23 protein-coding genes and 1 tRNA gene are annotated in these 21,310 nt (G+C 62.1%); 18 read left to right on the plus strand and 6 right to left on the minus strand.

Features of this window, described 5'->3' with window-relative positions:
• The first annotated feature begins 137 nt into the window (after nucleotides 1–137).
• The 3 genes from HALZIN_RS0106345 (at nucleotide 138) to HALZIN_RS0106355 (ending at nucleotide 2,280) form a co-directional block, all read left to right on the plus strand.
• Nucleotides 138–746, plus strand: a complete 609-nt coding sequence (locus tag HALZIN_RS0106345; RefSeq protein ID WP_031383394.1) for a hemerythrin domain-containing protein — start codon at nucleotides 138–140, stop codon at nucleotides 744–746.
• Nucleotides 747–806: 60 nt separating this feature from the next.
• Nucleotides 807–1,004, plus strand: a complete 198-nt coding sequence (locus tag HALZIN_RS0106350; protein ID WP_031383395.1) for a hypothetical protein — start codon at nucleotides 807–809, stop codon at nucleotides 1,002–1,004.
• A 76-nt stretch (nucleotides 1,005–1,080) separates the two neighbouring features.
• Complete coding sequence (locus HALZIN_RS0106355) at nucleotides 1,081–2,280, plus strand: NnrS family protein (protein ID WP_051907416.1); 1,200 nt, start codon at nucleotides 1,081–1,083, stop codon at nucleotides 2,278–2,280.
• 340 nt (nucleotides 2,281–2,620) lie between these two features.
• Here HALZIN_RS0106355 and HALZIN_RS16770 read toward each other — a convergent pair whose 3' ends face one another.
• The 3 genes from HALZIN_RS16770 to HALZIN_RS0106370 all read right to left on the minus strand — a co-directional run bounded on the left by HALZIN_RS16770 (nucleotide 2,621) and on the right by HALZIN_RS0106370 (nucleotide 4,802).
• The gene (locus tag HALZIN_RS16770; RefSeq protein ID WP_236254966.1) at nucleotides 2,621–2,914 is read right to left on the minus strand and encodes a YbaN family protein; all 294 of its coding nucleotides are present in this window, start codon (nucleotides 2,912–2,914) and stop codon (nucleotides 2,621–2,623) included.
• Nucleotides 2,915–3,078: 164 nt separating this feature from the next.
• Nucleotides 3,079–4,467: an oxygen-independent coproporphyrinogen III oxidase gene (hemN, locus tag HALZIN_RS0106365; protein WP_031383397.1), complete on the minus strand. Its 1,389-nt coding sequence runs from the start codon at nucleotides 4,465–4,467 to the stop codon at nucleotides 3,079–3,081.
• A 258-nt stretch (nucleotides 4,468–4,725) separates the two neighbouring features.
• A tRNA-Pro gene (locus tag HALZIN_RS0106370) sits at nucleotides 4,726–4,802 on the minus strand.
• A gap of 202 nt (nucleotides 4,803–5,004) precedes the next feature.
• On the opposite strand from HALZIN_RS0106370, the gene HALZIN_RS0106375 reads away from it, so the two are divergent.
• From HALZIN_RS0106375 to msrQ, 4 genes are all read left to right on the plus strand, one after another.
• Nucleotides 5,005–5,370 carry a CidA/LrgA family protein gene (locus HALZIN_RS0106375; protein WP_031383398.1) on the plus strand — a complete coding sequence of 122 codons (366 nt, stop codon included), beginning with the start codon at nucleotides 5,005–5,007 and terminating at the stop codon, nucleotides 5,368–5,370.
• A gap of 2 nt (nucleotides 5,371–5,372) precedes the next feature.
• Nucleotides 5,373–6,095: an LrgB family protein gene (locus HALZIN_RS0106380; RefSeq protein ID WP_031383399.1), complete on the plus strand. Its 723-nt coding sequence runs from the start codon at nucleotides 5,373–5,375 to the stop codon at nucleotides 6,093–6,095.
• 408 nt (nucleotides 6,096–6,503) lie between these two features.
• The gene (gene msrP / locus HALZIN_RS0106385; protein ID WP_031383400.1) at nucleotides 6,504–7,520 is read left to right on the plus strand and encodes a protein-methionine-sulfoxide reductase catalytic subunit MsrP; all 1,017 of its coding nucleotides are present in this window, start codon (nucleotides 6,504–6,506) and stop codon (nucleotides 7,518–7,520) included.
• A complete protein-coding gene (gene msrQ, locus HALZIN_RS0106390) occupies nucleotides 7,520–8,167 on the plus strand; it encodes a protein-methionine-sulfoxide reductase heme-binding subunit MsrQ (RefSeq protein WP_031383401.1) in 648 nt (215 codons plus the stop codon). Before msrP ends, msrQ begins: the two co-directional genes overlap by 1 nt.
• Nucleotides 8,168–8,212: 45 nt before the next feature.
• Here the strand turns inward: msrQ and HALZIN_RS0106395 are convergent, their stop codons facing one another.
• Nucleotides 8,213–9,676, minus strand: coding sequence for an SLC13 family permease (locus tag HALZIN_RS0106395; protein WP_031383402.1), 1,464 nt, complete (start codon nucleotides 9,674–9,676; stop codon nucleotides 8,213–8,215).
• A 179-nt stretch (nucleotides 9,677–9,855) separates the two neighbouring features.
• On the opposite strand from HALZIN_RS0106395, the gene HALZIN_RS0106400 reads away from it, so the two are divergent.
• The 10 genes from HALZIN_RS0106400 (at nucleotide 9,856) to ihfA (ending at nucleotide 19,268) form a co-directional block, all read left to right on the plus strand.
• Nucleotides 9,856–10,323, plus strand: a complete 468-nt coding sequence (locus HALZIN_RS0106400) for a DUF2489 domain-containing protein (protein WP_031383403.1) — start codon at nucleotides 9,856–9,858, stop codon at nucleotides 10,321–10,323.
• A 38-nt stretch (nucleotides 10,324–10,361) separates the two neighbouring features.
• The gene (locus HALZIN_RS0106405; protein WP_031383404.1) at nucleotides 10,362–10,586 is read left to right on the plus strand and encodes a hypothetical protein; all 225 of its coding nucleotides are present in this window, start codon (nucleotides 10,362–10,364) and stop codon (nucleotides 10,584–10,586) included.
• A gap of 387 nt (nucleotides 10,587–10,973) precedes the next feature.
• Nucleotides 10,974–11,855 (plus strand): OmpA family protein, encoded by an 882-nt coding sequence (locus tag HALZIN_RS0106410; protein WP_031383405.1) that lies wholly within the window; start codon nucleotides 10,974–10,976, stop codon nucleotides 11,853–11,855.
• A gap of 348 nt (nucleotides 11,856–12,203) precedes the next feature.
• Nucleotides 12,204–14,099 (plus strand): threonine--tRNA ligase, encoded by a 1,896-nt coding sequence (gene thrS / locus HALZIN_RS0106415; RefSeq protein WP_031383406.1) that lies wholly within the window; start codon nucleotides 12,204–12,206, stop codon nucleotides 14,097–14,099.
• Nucleotides 14,065–14,676, plus strand: coding sequence for a translation initiation factor IF-3 (infC, locus tag HALZIN_RS0106420; RefSeq protein ID WP_084173405.1), 612 nt, complete (start codon nucleotides 14,065–14,067; stop codon nucleotides 14,674–14,676). The genes thrS and infC overlap by 35 nt, the downstream gene beginning before the upstream one ends.
• Before the next feature lie 93 nt (nucleotides 14,677–14,769).
• Nucleotides 14,770–14,964 carry a 50S ribosomal protein L35 gene (gene rpmI / locus HALZIN_RS0106425; RefSeq protein WP_031383408.1) on the plus strand — a complete coding sequence of 65 codons (195 nt, stop codon included), beginning with the start codon at nucleotides 14,770–14,772 and terminating at the stop codon, nucleotides 14,962–14,964.
• Nucleotides 14,965–15,001: 37 nt separating this feature from the next.
• A complete protein-coding gene (gene rplT / locus HALZIN_RS0106430) occupies nucleotides 15,002–15,355 on the plus strand; it encodes a 50S ribosomal protein L20 (protein ID WP_031383409.1) in 354 nt (117 codons plus the stop codon).
• Between the two features lie 133 nt (nucleotides 15,356–15,488).
• On the plus strand, nucleotides 15,489–16,508 hold the full coding sequence (pheS, locus tag HALZIN_RS0106435; protein ID WP_031383410.1) for a phenylalanine--tRNA ligase subunit alpha: 1,020 nt from the start codon (nucleotides 15,489–15,491) through the stop codon (nucleotides 16,506–16,508).
• Nucleotides 16,509–16,534: 26 nt separating this feature from the next.
• A complete protein-coding gene (gene pheT, locus HALZIN_RS0106440; protein ID WP_031383411.1) occupies nucleotides 16,535–18,934 on the plus strand; it encodes a phenylalanine--tRNA ligase subunit beta in 2,400 nt (799 codons plus the stop codon).
• A gap of 28 nt (nucleotides 18,935–18,962) precedes the next feature.
• Nucleotides 18,963–19,268 (plus strand): integration host factor subunit alpha, encoded by a 306-nt coding sequence (gene ihfA, locus HALZIN_RS0106445; RefSeq protein WP_031383412.1) that lies wholly within the window; start codon nucleotides 18,963–18,965, stop codon nucleotides 19,266–19,268.
• A 155-nt stretch (nucleotides 19,269–19,423) separates the two neighbouring features.
• On the opposite strand, the gene HALZIN_RS0106450 is transcribed toward ihfA, so the two are convergent.
• Complete coding sequence (locus HALZIN_RS0106450) at nucleotides 19,424–19,735, minus strand: SCP2 sterol-binding domain-containing protein (protein WP_031383413.1); 312 nt, start codon at nucleotides 19,733–19,735, stop codon at nucleotides 19,424–19,426.
• A gap of 131 nt (nucleotides 19,736–19,866) precedes the next feature.
• Here HALZIN_RS0106450 and sohB point away from each other — a divergent pair, with 131 nt between their 5' ends.
• The gene (sohB, locus tag HALZIN_RS0106455) at nucleotides 19,867–20,904 is read left to right on the plus strand and encodes a protease SohB (protein WP_031383414.1); all 1,038 of its coding nucleotides are present in this window, start codon (nucleotides 19,867–19,869) and stop codon (nucleotides 20,902–20,904) included.
• Nucleotide 20,905: 1 nt separating this feature from the next.
• Here the strand turns inward: sohB and HALZIN_RS0106460 are convergent, their stop codons facing one another.
• Entirely contained in the window at nucleotides 20,906–21,223 is a 318-nt protein-coding gene (locus HALZIN_RS0106460; protein WP_031383415.1) for an ArsR/SmtB family transcription factor, read from the minus strand.
• Nucleotides 21,224–21,310: the final 87 nt, after the last annotated feature.

The following is a 21,310-nucleotide window of genomic DNA, read 5'->3' on the forward strand; positions in this document are numbered from 1 at the left end:
ACCACCCAGTTAGAGCAAGTCCGTGCTCCTTCAATGGCTTGAGAACTGGCATGATTAATGCAGTGAATAATGCATGGTAGGCCATCAGATACAGAGGGTTTCCGGGCGTTATCTACCGACTATGTCAGGATGTGATCATGACCATTCCCCTTCTCAAGCAGCTGCAAGACGATCATCGGGACTACGACGGTCTCCTCTGCATTCTCGATCGGCAGCTCGCCGGTGCCTGCAAGGGCGACATGCCGGATTTCGCTCTGATGCGCGACATACTGCATTATCTGACGCGGCATGCCGAGCGCGTCCATCATGCCCTCGAAGAGCTTGTATTCGAGCGCCTGGCGATACGCCATCCCGAAATCCAGCCCACCCTGACGCTGCTCGATGAAGAGCACCGGCGCATCCGCGTTTACGGTGAAGAGCTTTATATAAAGTTTATCGCTCTATCAAGTGCAGGGCCGACGGCCGAGATAGACTCGGCGACTACCAATACGATTCAAGCTTACATCGAGCTTTACCGCGCCCGCATGCATGGCGAAGAGAGCCGCTGGCTCACCTCGCTTGCCGAAACGCTGCCGGCGAGTGATTGGCTGGGGCTGTTGACTGCATGCGACTGGAAGTGCGATCCACTGCTTCGCCCCGATGCTGCAGAGGCTTTCCAGACCCTCAAGTCGCATATTGCCAGGAATGGGGCAGGATACTGGATGGGGCAGGATCGAAAAGCCGATTTTTGCCCGCTCTGTCCATGAGCCCGTTGATTGCTCGATTAGCTCTCCTTGAACATCTGCTCAACGGCAGAAGGAATGACCATGAATAAGCCAATCGATACCCAGTATATGAAGGGCATTGCAGTGCTATCACCGTCACTTCACGAGCTTGATTGCTCGGCACCGGCCCGGCCAAGCGTGGAGTTACAAGTGGAAGCTGCCCTGGATGAGGTCGATAGATCGAGCATGGAGTCCTTCCCGGCCAGTGGATTCGCCTTGCTGCCGATGGGGATCGAGTGAGGCGATATGCGCGGTCACGGCAGAGGGCTGTTCCCCACTCCTATTTGCGCATCATTTCAATCAGGAATTTGCTGCCATGAACGATACGACCAGCCTTCGCTATAATGATGAACCCGTGCTGCTCGCCTTTGCGTTCCGGCCCTTCTTCCTGCTCACTGCACTCTACGCGGCAAGCCTGGTGGCGGCATGGTTCGCCTTCCTGTTCGGCGGGCTGCCGTTGCCGCTGGGCGTGAATCCGATTCAGTGGCATGCACATGAGCTTCTCTTCGGCATGGTACCGGCGGCCATCGCAGGCTTCTTGCTCACCGCGATGTGCAACTGGACGGGAGCGCCGCCTCTCAAGGGGAGCGGCCTGCTGGCGTTGGTTCTGCTATGGGCAGCGGGGCGGGCGGCAATGTGGTTGTCAGGGTGGCTGCCGCTGTGGTTGGTCGCGACGATCGACCTGGCCTTCCTGCCGGCAATGGCGGCTTATGTCGCGCGAGTGCTGCTGCGCCATGGCAATTACCGCAACCTGGTGCTGGTTGCGCTGCTCGTTCTACTCGCTGGTGCCGACCTCTCGATGCACCTGGGGTTCAGTGGGTTTTGGCCTCCCGGGGGGCGATTGGGAGAAATCCTGGCGCTGGATCTGATTGCCGCGATCATGGTCGTGGTGGGCGGGCGAATCACGCCGGCGTTCACTGCCAACTGGCTAGGCATGCAGGGCCAGGATCCCGCCCTGGTGAGGCGCTCGGAGGTGTTGGATCGTGCGGCTTTCTGGAGCACGGTCGCCATGGTGCCGGTGGACCTTGCGATGTCCTTTCCCGTGCCGGCTAGTCTCATTGCACTGATCGCCGCACTCGTCAACGGTTGGCGACTCCTGGCCTGGCGTGGCTGGAAAGCCTCGGCGGAGCCCCTCATATGGATTCTTCATGTGGCCCTGGGCTGGATCGTCGTTGCCTTGCTGCTCAAGGCGATGACGCCTTGGTTGGCGCTATCTCCCAGTGTCTGGATGCATGCGATGGGGGCCGGAGCGGCTGGCACCTTGATTCTTGGCGTGATGACCCGCGTGGCGATGGGCCATACGGGGCGGCCAATGCGCCTGCCACGCATGGCGATATGGATCTATGTCGCCATCATCACTGCGGGGCTGGTGCGGGTGATCGCGGCCTTCGTGCCGCAACTGGCCTATCCCGGGCTCAGCGTCTCGACAGTGGCCTGGGTCGTTGCCTTTCTGCTTTTTGTGCTTATCTACTGGCCGATCCTGAGCCGACCGCGCGCCGATGGTCGTCCCGGCTGAACGAAAGCTCGGAATGTGGCGAAACTCTCAGTGAGGTGGTCCTATCAGTGAGGTGGTCCTATGAAAAAGACAAGCTCTGTCCCGGCGACCCCGGCTGTCGAGCCGATACGCTGGCCGGATGAGGCCGAGTGCCTGCTGACCGGCGAATCGGAGGGTGCCTGTAGTGAATAGCCGTGCGCCTGCCTGCTCTCGGAAGTCGGCATATTGGGTGCGCTGGCCAGGGATTTCTGCCTGCAGTTTCGGAGCTGGCGGCGTTCCGACCGGAAGTGATCGTGAATATCGATGAATCGGGGCTCGCACTTCCCGCCAAGCGATACGCCGACAAGCCTGTCGTCTTCGCTCAGGAGGATGTGGCAGTAGGGCGGGTCACTAGAAAGATCGCCACGCAGGAAAAGAGGAGTCCGGTGATCACCGGGACCTTGGCGCTGTCGCTGGTCGCCAGCAGAATCAGCCAACTCACGAGAAGTAGCAGGCAGGCCAGCCATTTGGCGCGCTTCGGTACGGCGCGCTGTTCGCGCCAGGCCCGCAATGGCGGGCCGAAATGCGGATGACGATGCAGCCAGTCATCGAGGCGCGCCGACCCCTTGGGAGCGGCCCAGGCAGCGACCAGCAGAAATGGGGTGGTGGGCAGCAAGAGGAAGCACGATTCCGGCTGCGCCCAGCCCGACGCAGCCATAGGCCAGGCAAAGGTAGGCGAGGCGACGTGGCGAAGCCATGGACAGCCTCCTTGATCACTCCGGTAGCAGCACGATCGCCAGCATATGTACGACCCGCGCCAGAAAGTAGTATTCCATGGCGTCACACGGTCCGCGAGAACAGGCCGCGCTGGCCTTCGCCCAGGTAGGCGTCGAAGGCCATGGCGACGCTGCGCAGCATCAACTGGCCTTGAGGCAGCAGCGTCACCAGGCCATCCCGTACCGTCACCAGGCCATCGGCGACATGGCCGGCGAGCTGTTCCAGCGACTCGGCGAAATAGTCGGTGAAATCGATCTGGTAGCGGCGCTCGAAGTGGGCCATGTCGAGGTGACCATGGCACATCAGGGCCATGATCACGTCGCGGCGCAGGCAATCGTCATCGTGGAGCCGGTAGCCGCGCTTGACCGGCAGGCGGCCGGCATCGAGGCGGCCATAATACTGGGAAAGCTCCTTGGCGTTCTGGCTGTAGCTGTCGGCCACCTTGCCGATGGCCGACACGCCTAGGCCAATCAGATCGCAGTCGGCATGCGTGGAGTAGCCCTGGAAGTTGCGCTGCAGCGTGCCGTTCTCTCGAGCCAGCACCAGTTCATCGTCGGGCAGCGCGAAGTGATCCATGCCGATGTACACGTAGCCCGCCGCGGTCAGGCGCTGGATGGTCAGTTCGAGCAGTTCCAGCTTGCGCTCGGGCGGCGGCATGTGTTCGGGGCGGATCAGGCGCTGGGACTTGAACATGCTGGGCAGGTGAGCGTAGCTGTAGGCAGCGATGCGGTTGGGGCGAATATCGATGACCTTGGCCAGGGTGGCGTCGAAGCTCTCCACGTTCTGCAGCGGCAGGCCATAGATCAGGTCGACGCTCAGCGAGTCGAAATCGGCCTCGCGGGCCGCCTCGACCAGGCTACATACCTGGGATTCGCTCTGGATGCGATTGACCGCGGCCTGTACGTCCGGATCGAAGTCCTGCACGCCGAAACTCAGCCGATTGAAGCCCAGCCGACGCAACGCATGAAGGCGCTCGGGCGTTACCGTTCGCGGATCGACTTCCACGGAAAATTCATGCGCGCCGCGAGTATCGAAGCGAAACGCCTGACGCAAGGCGACCATCAGCTCGGCAAGCTGGGCGTTGGTGAAGTAGGTCGGTGTACCGCCGCCCAGGTGGAGCTGGGTCAGCCGGCGATCGGCTTTGAACAGCTCCGCCTGCATCGCGATCTCACGCTTGAGATAATCGAGATACTCGGCGGCCTTCTCGGTCTTCTGGGTGATGATCTTGTTGCAGGCACAGTAGTGGCAGAGGCTCTTGCAGAACGGAATATGCACGTACACCGACAACGGCTTGGGCAGCGGATCGGCGTTGCTGGCTTTCGTGGCCAGCCGGTAGTCGTCCATGGCAAAGGCTTCATGAAACTGCGGCGCGGTCGGGTAGGAGGTATAACGAGGCCCCGGGAAGTCGTATTTGCTGACCAGGGCACGATCGAAAGCGTGCGGTTGGCTCATGAATCTGCCCTCCGAGACGAAACATGAGCGCACTATACGAGGTCCTGCAGTTACGCAAGTTGCTTTCGATCATCTTCGCTGCGATCGGCATTGCTCGCTTATGGGCCTGCCTGCCCGTGAAGACATTACTTGGCACTTCGCAAGGAATGGCTGAGGCATGATCTCATCGGGTCGCTTCGGTCGGCATGACCCGAATAGCCAGAAAGCTGAAGCCGCCACTCGGAATGACCCGTAAGCGGCGGTTTTCATTAATCTATTTGGTCGGAGCGACAGGATTCGAACCTGCGACCTCTGCAACCCCATTGCAGCGCGCTACCAAGCTGCGCCACGCTCCGACTTTATCATGCTCGAGTAGGGAGTCGGTGCTTGCCGAGACCCTGCCCAAGGACGAGGCATATAGTAGCGATTTTCCCATCAAATGCAAGCGGGAATTGCGCTTTCCTTTCAATCGCTTGTCTCCAGCGGAGCGTACTGTGGGCAGTGGGCGCGCGGCGTCCGTTGTATAATTTCGTCACATGTGAAGCCCGGGGAGGGAAGATGCCGTTGATCGTGGGAATGAGCGTTCTGCTGGGCTGTCAGTTCATTGGCGAGTTGCTGGTGCGAGCCCTGGCGGTACCGGTGCCCGGCCCGGTGCTGGGAATGGTCGTGCTGCTGATCGGGCTGATGGTCAACGGCCGGGTGCCGAGCGCGCTGCGCATGGCCGGCGAGGGCTTGCTGCGCTATTTGACGCTGCTGTTCGTGCCGGCCGGGGTGGGGCTCATGACTCACTTCGGCTTGATCCGCGAGGAGCTCGGCATACTGGCCGTTACCCTGGTGGCTTCCACGGCACTGACATTGGCAGTCACCGCCAAGGTGCTCGATTGGCTGGCGCGTCGCCATCTGCGAGGAAAAGGAGAGTCGTAACGATGGCGGATTTCGAGCGTCTATGGGTCTATCTCTCCGGCAATCCGCTGGTATCGCTGTTGGCCACGTTGGTGGCGTTCTATTTCGCCACGCACATCAACCGCTGGGCGCGCCATTCGCCGCTTGTGCACCCGGTGTTGGTGGCCATTGCCTTGCTGATCGGTTTCCTGATGCTGACGGGCATCGATTATGCCAGTTATTTCCAGGGCGCCCAGTTCATCCACTTCCTGCTGGGTCCGGCGACGGTGGCATTGGCGATACCGCTGTTCGATCATCGCGAGCGGGTACGACGGTTGTGGCTGCCGATCCTGCTCGCCTGCGTGACGGGCATTGTGACCGCTGTCGGATCGACGCTGGGCATTGCCATGCTGCTGGGCGCACAGCGCGAGACGTTGTTGTCGCTGGCGCCGCGTTCGGTGACCTCGCCGATCGCCATGGGAATCGCTGAGCAGGTGGGCGGTATTCCGTCATTGGCGGCGGGGCTGGTGCTGCTGACCGGTTCGATCGGCTGCGTGCTGGGGCCATGGTTATTGCGCTGGCTGAAGATCGAGGATCCCAGCGTGCGCGGCTTCACCATGGGATTGGCGGCCCATGGCTTCGGCACGGCGCAGAGCTTCGCTTCTTTCGGCGCGATGGCCGGCGCCTTCGCCGGATTGGCGATGGGGCTGACGGGAATGCTCACCGCCTTTCTGCTGCCGTTGATCGTCAGCCTGTTGGGGCTTTGAATGGCGTTGCCTGATCAGCTGTCTGACGCTCCACTCCAGTAAGCAGGCAAGTCAAGTAATGTGCCGCCCAAGAGAACAAGCCATAGCCGCAGTCGATAGGCAGCCATCGTTATCAGGTGTTGCGCGTCGCAACCGTCTCGGGCTACCTTGATGCGATACTCTGACTCGCCGAGTACATGTACAGATAGTCTTGTATAGATAGTCTTGTATAGATAGTCGGCGGTCTGGTGCTCGTCCTCGACTACCAGAATAGGCACATCGTCCTGCGCGGAATCGAGACAGGATAGCCGGCCATGCCCCTTCTGCCCATTATGACGCTGTAATCCTGCCGTCAGCTGTTTGACGAAGTCTTTGTGCCACAATGTTGGAACGCGTCGCGTCAAAGTCTGCCCCCAGTGGAGGCATCCTATGTTGATCAAAATCGCCAAACCCAGCGATCTGTGCGAATCCGCAGTGACACCGGAATCCACCTACCTCTCCCGCCGCCGCTTCATGGGCGGCATGGCGGGCCTGGGGGCGGGGCTGGCCCTGTCCGGCCGGGTCAGGGCCAGCACCGACTACTCGGACGTTCCCGACGGTGATGCACCGGCATGGCTGCAGGAAAAGCTTGATGCCTCCCGCCAGCGAGTCATCGTGCCAGACGACCCCGAGCGGGACGAGATTGCCCCTTTCGACGACGCCAGCGGCTACAACAATTTCTATGAGTTCGGCTCCAGCAAGTCAGACCCTGCTCGCTACGCAGGCAACCTGGACACTCAGCCGTGGAGCGTAGTGGTCGACGGTGAGGTTAATAACGGCGGCCGCCTGGCCCTGGAGGACATCGCCAGCCCGCCCCGGTTCGAGGAGCGCATCTACCGGCTGCGCTGTGTCGAGGCGTGGTCGATGGTGATCCCCTGGCTGGGCATACCGCTCGCCGCGGTAATCAAGCGCGCAGACCCCACCAGCAAAGCCCGCTATGTCCGCTTCGAAACGCTGGTCGACCCCGAGCAGATGCGGGGCCAGCGTTCCTCGTTCTCGCTGATCGACTGGCCCTACGTGGAGGGGCTGCGGCTGGATGAGGCCATGCACCCGCTGACGATACTCGCTCTGGGCATGTACGGCCGCGAACTGCCCAACCAGAATGGCGCGCCACTGCGGCTAGTGGTGCCATGGAAGTACGGCTTCAAGAGCATCAAGTCGATCGTGCGTATCTCGCTGGTTGAAGAGCAACCTGTCAATTCCTGGCAGCGAATCGCTCCGGAAGAGTATGGCTTCTATGCCAACGTCAACCCGCGGGTCGACCACCCGCGCTGGAGCCAGGCCACCGAGAGGCGCCTGCCCAATAGCCTGTTCAGCCCCAACACCATCGATACCCTGATGTTCAACGGCTACGCCGATGAAGTGGCCGAGCTGTATGCGGGCTTGGATCTACGGAAGAACTTCTGATGGCAACGCAGCGAAAATGGCGACTCTGGCGCAGTGGTGTGTTCCTGGCGGCGCTGGCGCCCCTTGTGCTATGGGGATGGCAGGTGGCCAACAACGCTGCCGGCCCCGAGCCGGGGCGCTATCTGCTGCTGAATATCGGCCAGGGTGCGCTGTGGATGCTGCTGCTGACCCTGAGCCTGACGCCACTCACCAAGCTTACCCGCTGGAAAGGCTTTGCGCTGATCCGGCGGCAACTTGGCCTCTGGACGCTAGCCTACGCTTTCCTGCACATGCTCAGCTATGTCCTGTTCATTCTGGCGCTCGACTGGGCAATGTTGGGTAGCGAATTGGTAAAACGCCCCTACATCATCGTCGGCATGCTGGCATTGATAGGCCTTGGCGCGCTTGGCCTCACTTCCAACCGCTGGTCGATGCGCCGATTGGGCAAGCGTTGGAAGACACTACACAGGTTGGCCTACCCCATCCTGGGGCTGGTACTGCTGCACTTCCTCTGGGTGGTGCGCGCCGACCTCGGGCAGTGGACAATGTATGCCATGGTATCTGCCCTGGTCATGGCGACTCGCTTGCCACCGGTGGCCCGAATGCTTCCCAAGTTACGTCAGCGACTCGCTAGTGCGTGGTTTTCCTCGATAACCAGACCGCTATAAGCATTTCATCGAGCAGCGTGTGGCGAGCTCGGCGGCTCTTGAGGCTCACCAGAAGGTGTTGACCACGAAGTAAGCCACCAGCGTAACGACGACCGTGCCGGCGATATTGAGGGCGAAGCCGGCGCGAATCATCGACTGGATCTTCATGTGACCGGTGGCGAACACGATGGCGTTGGGGGGCGTAGCCACGGGCATCATGAATGCGCAACTGGCGGCGATGGCCGCCGGCACCGTGATCAATAACGGCGAGACGTCCAGCGACATCGCCAGAGCCCCGAGCAGTGGCAGGAAAGCCGCTGCCGTGGCGGTGTTGGAGGTCACTTCGGTGAGGAAGATGATGATCAGGACCACCATGGCGACCAGCCCGATCAATGGCAGTACGTCGAACATCGACAACTGATTGGCGATCCACTCGGCGAGCCCGGAACTCTTGATTACCCCGGCCAGTGCCAAGCCGCCGCCGAACAGCAGCAGCACGCCCCAGGGCAGCTCCTTGGCCTGATCCCAGTCGAGCAACTTCACCCCGCGCTGGGTGCCGCTCGGCAGCAGGAACAACAGCAGGCCGGCGGCGATGGCGATGGTGGTGTCGGAGACCCAGTCCAGCCCCATATTGTTGATCAACGGGCGGGCGATCCAGGCCAGCGCAGCCAGCAGGAAGATCACCCCGACACGTCGCTCGGCGGAAGAGAACCCGCCGAGTTCGTCGAGCTGCTGCGCGACCAGATTCTTGCTGTCTTCGCCGGCATCCAGCGCGAAGCCGCCGCGGGTCAGCCATAACCAGGCGATTATCAGCATGATGATGCTCACCGGCAGCCCGACGACCATCCACTGGGCGAAGCCGATGTCGATGTTGCGATCGTTGGAAAGATAGGCTGCCAGCAGGGCATTGGGCGGCGTGCCGATCAAGGTGGCGATGCCGCCGATGCTTGCCGCGTAGGCGATCGCCAGCAGCAGCGCCGTGGCGTAGCGGTTGAGCTCCTGTGGGTCCCTGTCGCCGAGCAGACTGATCACCGACATGCCGATCGGCAGCATCATGATGCTGGTCGCGGTATTCGAGACCCACATGCTCAGAAAGCCGGTGGCGAGCATGAAGCCGGCGATCTGACGGCGCGGCTGATAGCCGACGTACTTCAGCACGTTGAGGGCGATGCGCCGATGCAACTCCCAGCGCTGCATGCCCAGCCCGATCAGAAAGCCGCCGAGGAACAGGAAGATGATCGGGTTGGCATAACTCGCTGCCGTGGGCTTGAGGTCGCCGATGCCCAGCGCCGGCACCAGGACGAGTGGTAACAGTGCCGTGGCAGGTATCGGTATCGCCTCGGTCGACCACCAGGTCGCCATAAGCAGTGCCAGGCCGGCGCAGTACCAGGCGGTGACCGGCATTTCGCCGGGAGCCGGCACGATTAGCACCAGCGCAAGCCAGAAAAAGCCTAGCCAGAGTCCGATGCGCGACGCGACGCTAGACGGCCGGGAGTGGGCCTCACGGGGGGCTTCGGTATCATCTGGCACGTGATGCCTCCTTGGCGTTTTGTTGATAGCCCTTGCTGCAGGCTAGCCTGCTCCGCGCGTGAGCGACAGGTGGGCGGGGGCGCATTATACAGTGCGAGGCCGATTCGTCAGTAGCTGTTGGGTCGATCCGTGGCGCCACGTATACTGCGCGCAACGATGAGCGGGCCGGTGAGGCATGGATGAATCAATCGATAGGCTGGGTGCTGCTCGGAATCGCGATTATCGCGATCCTGGGGCTTGTCGGATACGCGTGGCGGCTCTGGCAGGAGGTGCGCCGGCGGGAGCGGTTCCGTGCCGAGGAAGTGCGGCGTGCCAATGAAAATTGCCTGGAAAGCCTCGCTATCATTGCGCGGGCGATGAAGGCCGAGCAGGTCGACCTGACCGAGGGCAGCCTGCGTTGCAAGGTGCTGCTCGAGATTATCGATCCCCGCCTGCTCGAGCGTGAATCGCTGCGCGTGCTCGATGAAGTGCATCGGCGCACTGCGCACCTGCATACGCATACCGCCCGTCAGGCGTTGTCGCCACGCGAGCGCATGGGCGAAGATCGCGAGCGCCTGGCGCTGGAGGGCGAGTTGCGGCAACGTATCCTAGCCGCCGCCGGTGCGGTCGACGACTTCGTTCGGGGCTGGCCGGCCAGCCTGCACTGAATCCGACGTCTTCTAATGCGAACGATGGAGCCATCGTGATGCCCTTGTCCTTGCTCGCCACGCCGCTCGCCGATTTGCGTCACGCGCTGCATGCCTCGCCCGAGCTTTCCGGCGACGAGTCCCGAACGGCGGATCAAGTGGCCGACTGGCTCATTCAGGCGGATGCCGCTGGCGACGTTGCCCGCGGCGCATCGCTGGTCCGAGGACTTCGGAGCGTTGAGTGGCTGTTGCGAAGGGGCGATGTTCACGCTGGGAAGTGGTGAAGACTGCCTAGGTTGCATCATCCGACATTTGATTTTCCCGACGCCTTGCTCGATCGAGCGGCCACCATTTTTTGCGGATTGGCCGACTATCATCTTGCATGATCGATGCGGCCGGGTATCCTTGTATAAACTTCGTACAGGTGAAGAATTTGCACGATTTCGCGCAATCCTTCACGATGCATGCTGATCGAAGTAAAGAATGCGTCATCCCGGGCAAGCCGAGATGGCAGCATGAGAGCACTGGCCGAAATGGCGCATTTGTGCTTTCTTTTTTGAAGACGGGATAGGTGCAAAAACGTCCTGGCCGAGCTTATTGGGTTCCGACTGGTTTGGGCCCACCGAGTAACGACACGTTACGACGAGCGCTGTGTAAAGAAGGAGTCTTACATGAAGATATCAACGACTGGTTTGCTAGTTGGGTTCGCGTTAGTGCTAGCAAGTTGGACCATCTCTAGTCCCGCCTACTCTTCCTCCGATACCCGGCAGGACGCCTGGTATCAATCGCCTTTCGTCTGCGGCCTGGCCGGCGGTCTGATCGGTGGTGGCATCGGCTACGCCTCGAGCAGCGATGCCGACGAGAACGATGGTGCAGCCATAGGCGGCGTCACCGGTGCCACCGCCGGGGCTCTGCTGTGCGCCGATTATGGCAGCAATGTCGTCGACAGCGATGGCGATGGGGTTCCGGACGATCGCGATCAGTGCCCCAATACGCCGGCCGGCGTTGCCGTCAATGCCGACGGTTGCCCGCTAGACACCGATGGTGACGGCGTACCCGATTACAAGGACGAGTGCCCGGGAACCCCGGCAGGTGTGGAAGTGAACGCCTCCGGCTGCCCGCTCGATTCCGACGGTGACGGCGTGCCCGACTACATGGATCAGTGCCCCGACACCCCGGCAGGTGCCGATGTCAACGCGCTGGGCTGTGAAGCCGATATCGTGCTGCGAGATGTCAACTTCGAGTTCGATTCGGCCACTTTGACCTCTCAGGCTGAAATGATTCTCGACGATGTCGCTAGCAAGCTTGCCGCCAACGAGAATGTCCGTGTTCGCCTCGAGGGGTATACCGATTCCATCGGTAGTGAAGCGTACAACAAGGATCTGTCTCAGCGTCGTGCCCAGTCGGTCAAGGATTACCTGATCTCGCAGGGCATTTCCGCGAACCGCATGCGGGCCATCGGTTACGGCGAAGAGCAGCCGATCGCGACCAACGAGACCGCAGCCGGCCGTGCACAGAACCGTCGTGTCGAGCTGGGTGAATGGACTCAGTGACGCTGACGCCATGAGGCCAGGTAGCGTTTAGCTGGCTGAATGCAGGAAGGGGCGCCTTGGCGCCCCTTCTTCGTGTGTGGCTGGCCTTGCGCAACGGCCTGGAAGTGGACTCGAGTCGGGGCCGCCTGCTAATGTAACGCCGCGCATCCATTCGCCGGCCGGCTCTCATGGCCTGGTACGCTGGTGCTGAGCGCGATTGCCAGGCGACGTGCATAGAAGAGATACATAGCGAAGTGCATAGAAGAGATACATAGGAAGTGCATAGTAGATAGTCAGTCTCGCCATACACCGTTTTTTTGCGACATGTGATCCCTGGTATGGATCACCACTGCGCTTTAGGATTCCTGAATGCCCATCGTGACCCTTCCCGACGGCAGCCAACGCCGTTACGACGCCCCGTTGAGTATCATGCAAGTCGCCGAGTCGATCGGCCCGGGCCTGGCCAAGGCCTGCGTTGCCGGCAAGATCAATGGTCGGCTGGTCGATGCCGCCGATCTCGTCGAAGACGATGCCGAGGTGGCGATCATCACCGCCCGTGATCCCGAAGGGCTCGAGATCATTCGCCACTCCTGCGCCCATTTGATCGGCCATGCCGTCAAGCAGCTTTATCCCGATGCCAAGATGGCTATCGGACCGGTGATCGAGGACGGCTTTTACTACGACATCGATTTCGGCCGCTCGGCGACCCCCGAGGATCTCGAGGCCATCGAGCAGCGCATGAAGCAGCTGATCGACAAGGGCTACGATGTCGTGCGCGAATACGTCGATCGCGATCAGGCGATGCTGACCTTCCTGCATCGCGACGAACCCTACAAGCAGGAAATCGTGCGCGAGATTCCCGAAGGCGAGACGATCCGTCTCTACCATCATGAGGAATACACGGACATGTGCCGTGGGCCTCATGTGCCCAACACCCGGCATCTCAAGGCCTTCAAGCTGACCAAGCTGGCCGGCGCCTACTGGCGGGGCGATGCCGAGAAGCCGATGCTGACGCGCATCTACGGCACGGCCTGGGACGACAGGAAACAGCTCAAAGCCTACCTCAAGCGCCTCGAGGAGGCCGAAAAGCGCGATCATCGCAAGCTGGCTCGCAAGCTCGACTTCTTCCATATGCAGGAAGAGGCGCCGGGCATGGTGTTCTGGCATCCGCGCGGCTGGACCCTGTGGCAGACGGTCGAACAGTACATGCGCAACGTCTACAAGGAGGGCGGCTATCAGGAGATCCGCTGCCCCCAGATCATGGACGTCTCGTTGTGGAAGAAATCCGGCCACTGGGACAACTACGCCGAGAACATGTTCTTCACCGAGTCGGAAAAACGCGAGTACGCGCTCAAGCCGATGAACTGCCCGGGCCACGTGCAGGTCTTCAATTCGGGGCTGCGCAGCTATCGCGAACTGCCGGTGCGTTACGGCGAGTTCGGCGGTTGTCACCGTAACGAGCCTTCGGGCGCGCTGCACGGCATCATGCGGGTACGGGCCTTCACCCAGGACGATGGCCACGTGTTCTGTACCGAGGCGCAGATCGAGTCCGAAGTCACCGCCTTTCATCGTCAGGCGCTCAAGGTCTATCGCGATTTCGGTTTCGAGGATATCGCCGTCAAGATCGCCCTGCGCCCCGAAAAGCGTCTGGGTGGCGATGACGTCTGGGAGCGTGCCGAAGCCGCGCTGCGAGGCGCGCTCTCCGCCTGTGACGTAAAATGGGAGGAGCTGCCGGGCGAAGGGGCCTTCTACGGGCCCAAGATCGAATATCACATGAAGGACTGCCTGGGGCGCGAGTGGCAGGTGGGCACCATGCAGGTCGATTTCATGATGCCGACACGCCTGGGTGCGCAGTACGTGACCGAAGCCGGCGATCGTCAGCCGCCGGTCATGCTCCACCGTGCCATCGTCGGTTCCATGGAGCGCTTTATCGGTATCCTCATCGAGCACTACGCCGGAGCGATGCCATTGTGGCTGGCGCCTCATCAGGCGGTGGTGCTGAACATCACCGATGCGCAGCGCGACTATGTCGGAAAAATCGAAAAACGCCTGCAAAATACCGGGCTGCGCGTCAAGTCGGACTTGAGGAACGAGAAGATCGGCTTTAAAATCCGCGAGCATACGTTGCAGAAGGTCCCCTATCTCCTTGTGGTTGGAGATAAGGAAGTCGAGACCGACTCGGTGGCCGTGCGCACGCGCAGCGGCGATGACCTGGGCGGCATGACGGTGGATGCCTTCATCGAGCGGGTGCAGGCCGAGCGGTAACAGCGACATCTTCCAAGGCAAAAGTGGAGACGGAACCATCAAGAGAAGCAACCCGAGAGGGCGCCCTCAGGAAAAGCGCCCACCAATGAACGAGCGGATTACCGAAGATCAGGTCCGCCTGATCGCCAGCGACGGCGAGCAGCTGGGCATCGTACCCACCAGCGATGCACTCGAGCGCGCCGAAGCGGAAGGTATGGACCTCGTACAGATTTCCAATGCCGATCCGATCGTCTGCAAGATCATGGATTACGGCAAGTTCCTCTTCGAGCAGAAGAAGCAGAAGGCTGCTCAGAAGAAGAAGACCAAGCAGATCCAGGTCAAGGAAGTCAAATTCCGGCCTGGCACCGACGAGGGCGACTACCAGGTCAAGCTCAAGAACCTGATCCGGTTCCTCGAAGGTGGCGACAAGGGCAAGGTCACCCTGCGCTTCCGGGGTCGTGAAATGGCTCACCAGGACATCGGCCGCAAGCTGATGGAACGGATTGCCGCCGATCTCGAGGAGCTGGCCGCTGTCGAGTCCTTCCCCAAGATGGAAGGCCGTCAGATGGTCATGATCCTGGCCCCGAAGAAGAAGTGATCCGTCGGCAAGTGAACGGGTGGTCGCTGCACGCTGGTGCGTGTCGGGCCACCGGCCATGGATTTTCTAAAAAACCCGAGCGGAGTTATCTCCATGCCGAAGATCAAGAGTAACAGGGGCGCCGCCAAGCGCTTCAAGAAGACCGCCAACGGCTTCAAGCACAAGCAGTCGTTTCGCAGTCACATCCTGACCAAGAAGTCCACCAAGCGTAAGCGTCAGCTGCGCGGCATGAAGCAGATCCACGCTGCCGACAAGGCATTGGTCTCGCGCATGCTGCCCAACCTGTAACGCGCCGGTCGAATTCATTTAACGTCAGGAGATTGCCATGACTCGTGTCAAGCGTGGTGTCGTAGCGCGCCGCCGTCACAAGAAAATCATGAAGCAGGCCAAGGGTTACTACGGGGCCCGGTCTCGCGTGTTCCGTGTCGCCAAGCAGGCGGTCATCAAGGCGGGCCAGTACGCGTATCGCGACCGCCGTCAGCGCAAGCGCCAGTTCCGCGCGCTGTGGATCTCGCGGATCAACGCGGCGGCTCGTCAGAACGGCCTGTCGTACAGCCGCTTCATTGCCGGGCTCAAGCAGGCCGGTATCGAGATCGATCGTAAGGTTCTCGCCGATCTTGCCGTTCACGAAAAGGCGACCTTTACCGTCATCGTCGAGAAGGCCAAGGCTGCCCAGTAAGTGATGGCGCCGTCGGAGTCGCAAGCTTCGTCGACAGCATCGTGAACGCCACAGGGGAAGAGCAGCCGCTCTTCCCCTGTTTTTTTGGACCCGGATACCAGGGTCCCGGGATTCAGGATTCGGAGCGTAACGGATGGACCATTTACCGACCGTGGTCGCCGAGGCTCGCCAGGCCATTCAGGCCGCCGAGAGCGTCGCCTCTCTGGACGAGGTGCGGGTGAAATATCTCGGCAAGAAAGGCGAGATCACGGCGCTGCTCAAGGGGCTCGGCAAGTTGCCTGCCGAGGAGCGCCCTGCCGCGGGCGAGCGCATCAATCAGGCGAAACAGGCACTCAGTCGCGAGCTTGAGGCGCGGCGTGACGATCTCGAGCGGGCTGCACTGGCCGCGCGCCTGGCCGCCGAGCGTGTCGATGTGACCCTGCCCGGCCGAGGCCAGTCGCAGGGTGGATTGCATCCGGTGACGCGCACCCTGGAGCGCATCGAGGGGCTGTTCACGCGGATCGGCTTCGATGTCGCGGTGGGGCCCGAGATCGAGGACGACTATCACAACTTCGAGGCGCTCAACATTCCCGCGCATCATCCGGCGCGCGGCATGGCGGATACCTTTTACTTCGATGCCACGCGCCTGCTGCGCACCCATACCTCGCCGGTCCAGGTGCGGACCATGGAGCGTCAGGCGCCGCCGATCCGCATCGTCTGCCCGGGGCGCGTCTACCGCAGCGACTCGGATCTGACCCACACGCCGATGTTCCATCAGGTCGAAGGTCTGCTGGTCGACGAGGACGTCAGCTTCGCCGATCTCAAGGGCACCATCGAGGACTTCCTGCATGCCTTCTTCGAGCGCGACGATCTCTCGGTGCGCTTCCGGCCGTCCTACTTTCCGTTTACCGAGCCGTCCGCCGAAGTCGATATCCAGTGCGTGATGTGCAGCGGCGAAGGCTGTCGGGTGTGCTCGCACAGCGGTTGGCTGGAAGTGATGGGCTGCGGCATGGTGCACCCCGAGGTGTTCCGTCATTCGGGCATCGACGCCGAGCGTTACAAGGGCTTCGCCTTCGGCATGGGTGCCGAGCGCCTGGCCATGCTGCGCTACGGCGTCAATGATCTGCGGCTGTTCTTCGAGAACGACCTGCGCTTTCTGCGCCAGTTCGCCTGAGCGAATCAAGGAGACGGGATTCCAAGATGAAATTTTCAGAACAGTGGCTGCGCGAGTGGGTCTCGCCGGCGCTCGCGACCCAGGCGCTGGCTGAGCAGGTGACCATGGCCGGGCTCGAGGTGGACGCCATCGAGCGGGTCGCCGGGGTATTCAGCGGTGTGGTGGTAGCCGAAGTGCTGAGTCGCGAACCCCATCCGGACGCCGACAAGTTGAGCGTATGCCGGGTCGACGACGGTTCCGCGGAGCCCGTCCAGGTGGTCTGCGGGGCGCCCAACGTCGCCGCCGGCCAGAAGGTGGCCTTCGCCCGTGTCGGCGCCGTGTTGCCCGACGATGCCAAGGCTGATGGCTTCAAGATCAAGCAGGCCAAGCTGCGCGGCGTCGAGTCGCGCGGCATGATTTGTTCCGCCTCGGAGCTGGGCCTCGCTGAGGAAACCTCGCCGGGCATCCTCGAGCTGCCGCGCGACGCGCCTGCCGGCGTCGACCTTCGCGACTGGATGGGCCTTGAGGATGCCACCATCGAGGTCGACCTGACGCCCAATCGCGGCGACTGCCTGAGTCTCAAGGGCCTGGCCCGCGAAGTCGGTGTGCTCAACCGGATGGCCGTCAATGAGCCCGACGTGGCGGCGCAGGTCGCCGTTCACGACGCGAGCTTCCCGGTTGATGTCAGTGCAGTCGAGGCCTGCCCGCGCTATGTGGGGCGTATCGTCAGGAATGTCGACGTCAATGCCACGACCCCCTTGTGGATGGCCGAACGGCTGCGCCGTAGCGGCGTGCGCGCCATCAGTCCGCTGGTCGACATCACCAATTACGTGATGCTCGAACTGGGTCAGCCGATGCATGCCTTCGACCTGGCCAATCTCGAGCAGGCGATCGAGGTGCGTTATGCCCGCGAAGGGGAAACCCTGGTGCTGCTCGACGGCCAGCAGATTGCGCTGCGCGAGGATACCCTGATCATTGCCGATGCCGAGAAGCCGCTGGCGATCGCCGGGGTGATGGGCGGCGAATTTTCGGGGGTCAGCGATGCCACTCGCGATGTGTTTCTCGAAGCGGCCTTCTTCACGCCGCTGACGGTGGCCGGGCAGGCGCGCTCCTACGGGCTGCACACCGATGCCTCGCATCGCTTCGAGCGGGGCGTCGATCCGGCCCTGACCCGCCAGGCCATCGAGCGCGCCACGCAACTGCTGCTGGCGATTGCTGGCGGCGAGCCGGGTCCGTTGAGCGAGACGGCAAGCCCGGATCATCTGCCCGCTGAGCGGCATATCGTGCTGCGTGCCGCGCGCCTCGAGCAATGTCTGAGCATGCCGCTGCCCGGCGAGGAAGCGGTCGATATCCTCACCCGACTGGGCATGCAGGTGAGTGCACAGGGCGATATGGGCTGGCGGGTCGGCGTGCCCAGCTGGCGCTTCGACGTGGCGATCGAGGAGGACCTGATCGAGGAGCTGGCGCGGATCCACGGTTACAACCGCTTGCCGGTGCGTCGGCCGGCGGCGCGCCTGTCGCTGCAGGCCGATGACGAAGCGCGCCAGCCGCTCGCGCGCTTGCGACGTCAACTGGTGGCACGCGGCTTCCAGGAGGCGATCAGCTACAGCTTCGTCGCGCCTGAGTTGCAAGTTTTGCTGGCGCCCGGTGTCGAGGCCCCGCGCTTGGCCAACCCGATCTCCAGCGACATGGCGGTGATGCGGGCCAGCTTGCTGCCCGGCCTGCTCAAGGCGTTGATGCACAATCTCAACCGCCAGCAGCAACGGGTCAGGTTGTTCGAGTCGGGGCTGGTGTTCAGAGGCGATCTCGATTCGCTGGAACAGACCGCCATGCTGGGGGGACTGGTCTGCGGGCCGCGCGATCCCGAGGGCTGGACCGCGCGCCGCGATGACGTCGATTTCTTCGATCTCAAGGGCGACCTGGAAAGCCTGCTGGCGATGGGGGGCAATCGCGACGCCTGGCGTTTCGAGCCCGCCGAGGATCCGGTGTTGCATCCGGGGCAGACCGCCGCGGTGTTGCATCTGGGCCAGCGTGTCGGCTGGATCGGTGCCCTGCATCCCGCGGTGCGCGCCGAACTGGGCCTGAAGAGCGACCCGCTGGTGTTCGAAATCGAGCTGGATCGTCTGGTGCATGGCCGGTTGCCGCGTTTCGCTGCGCTGTCGCGCTATCCCGAAGTGCGTCGCGACCTGGCGCTGGTGGTCGACGAGTCGGTGGCCGTGCAGGCACTTCTCGACACGTTGCGCGATCAAGCCGGCGAATGGCTGACGGATCTGCATCTGTTCGATGTCTATCAGGGCGCCGGTATCGCCGAGGGTTACAAGAGCGTCGCTTTGGGCTTGACCTGGCAGCATCCTTCGCGCACGCTGAATGACGAAGAAATCAATCAGTTAGTTGAGGCGATCGTCGCCGAATCCAGGCAGCGTTTGGGTGCCGAGCTGCGCGGCTGAACGTCGTCATCCAGCACGAGGAGAGACCATGGCTGCATTGACCAAGGCGGAACTGGCTGAACATTTGCATACCGAGCTCGGCGTCTCGAAACGCGAAGCCAAGACCCTGGTCGAGGCGTTCTTCGAGGAAATCCGCGGCTGCCTGCGCGAGAACGAGCAGGTCAAGCTGTCGGGCTTCGGCAATTTCGACCTGCGTGACAAGCGCGAGCGTCCGGGACGCAACCCCAAGACCGGTGAAGAGATCCCGATTTCAGCCCGCCGCGTGGTTACTTTTCGCCCCGGGCAGAAATTGAAGGCCCGGGTCGAAGCCTTTGACGGACCCGCGCCGCAGTGATGCCTGCCGGTAAACGGCTGACATGTGAATGCAAAGGCCCTGCTTGGAAAGCGGGGCCTTTGCATTGTTGCACTCTCTTCGCCGGGGCCGTTGTGGGTGACTATAGTTCACGACAGCTTGAGTCATGACAGCCTGAACTCACGACCGCTTGAAGATCAGGGGAACAGCTGATTCAGCTTGGTCGCCAGCATCAAGTTGCCGCTGGCCTTGAGGCGCCCGGACATGAAGGCCTGCATGCCATTGAGCTCCCCGCTCAGAACGCCCTTGAGCGTATCGCTATCGGTGGAGAGCGACACCGAAGGGTCGTCGTGCTCACCTGACTGAATGTCCAGCGTACCGTCGTCGACGGTCATGAAATAGTCGTCGGCATCGGCGATATGAAACTGAAAGGTCTCGTGCATGCCCTTGGCGGCTTGCGGGTCGAAGCGAGACTTGAGATTGTCGATTACCTGAGTGGTGTCGCTCATGGTGTTTTCTGCAGCCTATGAACCGTGAAGGGTCCGAGCTTATTTTGAACAGGCGTTTGAATCAAGCGTTACCCTTGGCCGGCCGAACGAAAGGCCCCACGGATTTACAACTCGCATCGAGGAGAAGCAGGGTGAGTCAATGGTTTGCCGAATACGGCTTGTTTCTGGCCCAACTGGTCACGCTGGGCGTGATGATCCTGGCGGCGCTGGCCATCGTCGGTCGCGCCAAGGCCGGCCAGGCGCACGGCCAGCTGCGCATCGAGGAACTCGACAAGCGCTATCGCGCGCGGCAGCGGCAGCTTAGCCTGGTGGGGCTCGACAAGAAGCGTCGCAAGGCGGCGCTCAAGGCGTTCAAGCGCGACGACAAGCATCGCGACAAGCATCGCGACAAGCGGGATGGCGCGAAACGACCAACGCTGTGGGTGCTCGATTTCCATGGCGACATCAAGGCGTCGGGGACGGCACGGCTTGCCGAGGAAGTCTCGCTGATCCTCGGCGTCATCGACGAACGGGACGAGGTCGCCATACGCCTGGAGTCGCCCGGCGGGCTGGTGCATGCCTATGGACTGGCCGCCGCCCAGCTCGACCGGCTGCGCGATGCGGGCGTGTCGACGACGGTCTGCATCGACAAGGTGGCGGCCAGCGGCGGCTACATGATGGCGTGTTGCGCCGATCGACTGCGTGCGGCGCCGTTCGCGGTGCTGGGCTCGATCGGCGTGGTCGCGCAGCTGCCCAATATCCACCGCCTGCTCAAGCGCCACGATGTCGATGTCGAGCTGCTTACCGCCGGGCGCTACAAGCGTACGCTGACGGTGCTCGGGGAAAATACCGAGGAGGGGCGCGAGAAGTTCATCGAGGAGCTTGAGAGCACCCACGCGCTGTTCAAGCGCTTCGTTGCCGAGCGTCGCCAGGGGCTCGACATCGACGCCATCGCCACCGGCGAGACCTGGTACGGCAGCCAGGCGGTGGACAAGGGACTGATCGATGCGGTGGGAACCAGCGAGGCCTACCTGCTCGAGCGCATGAACGACGCGCGGGTCGTCACGGTGAGTCTCGAAAAGCGCCGTCGCCTCACCGAACGCCTGGGACGCGCTGTGTCACTGGGCATCGAGGGCGGACTGCAGCGAATCTACGAGGCGCTTGAGGCGAGCGGATGGCAACGCCGTTGAGCTAGTCGAGATACAGCGCGCCCAGGGTGTCGATCAGTTTCTCGGCTTCGCGGCCCTGTCGCGAATAGTAGATGGTCTGCGAGGCGCGACGCGTGGTTACCAGCCCTACGCGGCGCAGTATGGCCAGATGCTGGGACAGCGCCGACTGGCTCAGCGACAGGCGCGCATTGAGCTCGGACACCGAGAGTTCGCCGCTGTCGAGCAGGCACAGGATGCGCAGACGATTTTCGTTGGCGACCGCCTTGAGCAGGTTGGTCGACGCTTGGATGGCATCGTCGGGGTCGCTCAGCAGTCGTGAAGCGAGTGGGCGGCTACTCATGTTTCGTCTCCTGTGGCCGGCGCGTCCTGCGCCGTGTCCATTTCCCCGCTGCCGATGGATGCGTGCATCGCAGGCTTTCGGAACCGC

It is taken from the genome of Halomonas zincidurans B6, from assembly GCF_000731955.1.
GTDB classification, from domain to species: Bacteria; Pseudomonadota; Gammaproteobacteria; order Pseudomonadales; family Halomonadaceae; genus Modicisalibacter; species Modicisalibacter zincidurans.

What these genes read in the sequence shown, in the direction of transcription:
- HALZIN_RS0106450 (WP_031383413.1), bottom strand. Translation starts at nt 19,735, where the DNA reads ATGAGCGACACCACTCAGGTAATCGACAATCTCAAGTCTCGCTTCGAC.
- pheT (WP_031383411.1), top strand. Translation starts at nt 16,535, where the DNA reads ATGAAATTTTCAGAACAGTGGCTGCGCGAGTGGGTCTCGCCGGCGCTC.
- rpmI (WP_031383408.1), top strand. Translation starts at nt 14,770, where the DNA reads ATGCCGAAGATCAAGAGTAACAGGGGCGCCGCCAAGCGCTTCAAGAAG.
- HALZIN_RS0106380 (WP_031383399.1), top strand. Translation starts at nt 5,373, where the DNA reads ATGGCGGATTTCGAGCGTCTATGGGTCTATCTCTCCGGCAATCCGCTG.
- pheS (WP_031383410.1), top strand. Translation starts at nt 15,489, where the DNA reads ATGGACCATTTACCGACCGTGGTCGCCGAGGCTCGCCAGGCCATTCAG.
- HALZIN_RS0106350 (WP_031383395.1), top strand. Translation starts at nt 807, where the DNA reads ATGAATAAGCCAATCGATACCCAGTATATGAAGGGCATTGCAGTGCTA.
- HALZIN_RS0106410 (WP_031383405.1), top strand. Translation starts at nt 10,974, where the DNA reads ATGAAGATATCAACGACTGGTTTGCTAGTTGGGTTCGCGTTAGTGCTA.
- hemN (WP_031383397.1), bottom strand. Translation starts at nt 4,467, where the DNA reads ATGAGCCAACCGCACGCTTTCGATCGTGCCCTGGTCAGCAAATACGAC.
- msrQ (WP_031383401.1), top strand. Translation starts at nt 7,520, where the DNA reads ATGGCAACGCAGCGAAAATGGCGACTCTGGCGCAGTGGTGTGTTCCTG.
- msrP (WP_031383400.1), top strand. Translation starts at nt 6,504, where the DNA reads ATGTTGATCAAAATCGCCAAACCCAGCGATCTGTGCGAATCCGCAGTG.
- HALZIN_RS0106375 (WP_031383398.1), top strand. Translation starts at nt 5,005, where the DNA reads ATGCCGTTGATCGTGGGAATGAGCGTTCTGCTGGGCTGTCAGTTCATT.
- HALZIN_RS0106460 (WP_031383415.1), bottom strand. Translation starts at nt 21,223, where the DNA reads ATGAGTAGCCGCCCACTCGCTTCACGACTGCTGAGCGACCCCGACGAT.
- ihfA (WP_031383412.1), top strand. Translation starts at nt 18,963, where the DNA reads ATGGCTGCATTGACCAAGGCGGAACTGGCTGAACATTTGCATACCGAG.
- thrS (WP_031383406.1), top strand. Translation starts at nt 12,204, where the DNA reads ATGCCCATCGTGACCCTTCCCGACGGCAGCCAACGCCGTTACGACGCC.
- infC (WP_084173405.1), top strand. Translation starts at nt 14,065, where the DNA reads ATGCCTTCATCGAGCGGGTGCAGGCCGAGCGGTAACAGCGACATCTTC.
- HALZIN_RS0106400 (WP_031383403.1), top strand. Translation starts at nt 9,856, where the DNA reads ATGAATCAATCGATAGGCTGGGTGCTGCTCGGAATCGCGATTATCGCG.
- HALZIN_RS0106405 (WP_031383404.1), top strand. Translation starts at nt 10,362, where the DNA reads ATGCCCTTGTCCTTGCTCGCCACGCCGCTCGCCGATTTGCGTCACGCG.
- HALZIN_RS0106355 (WP_051907416.1), top strand. Translation starts at nt 1,081, where the DNA reads ATGAACGATACGACCAGCCTTCGCTATAATGATGAACCCGTGCTGCTC.
- HALZIN_RS0106345 (WP_031383394.1), top strand. Translation starts at nt 138, where the DNA reads ATGACCATTCCCCTTCTCAAGCAGCTGCAAGACGATCATCGGGACTAC.
- rplT (WP_031383409.1), top strand. Translation starts at nt 15,002, where the DNA reads ATGACTCGTGTCAAGCGTGGTGTCGTAGCGCGCCGCCGTCACAAGAAA.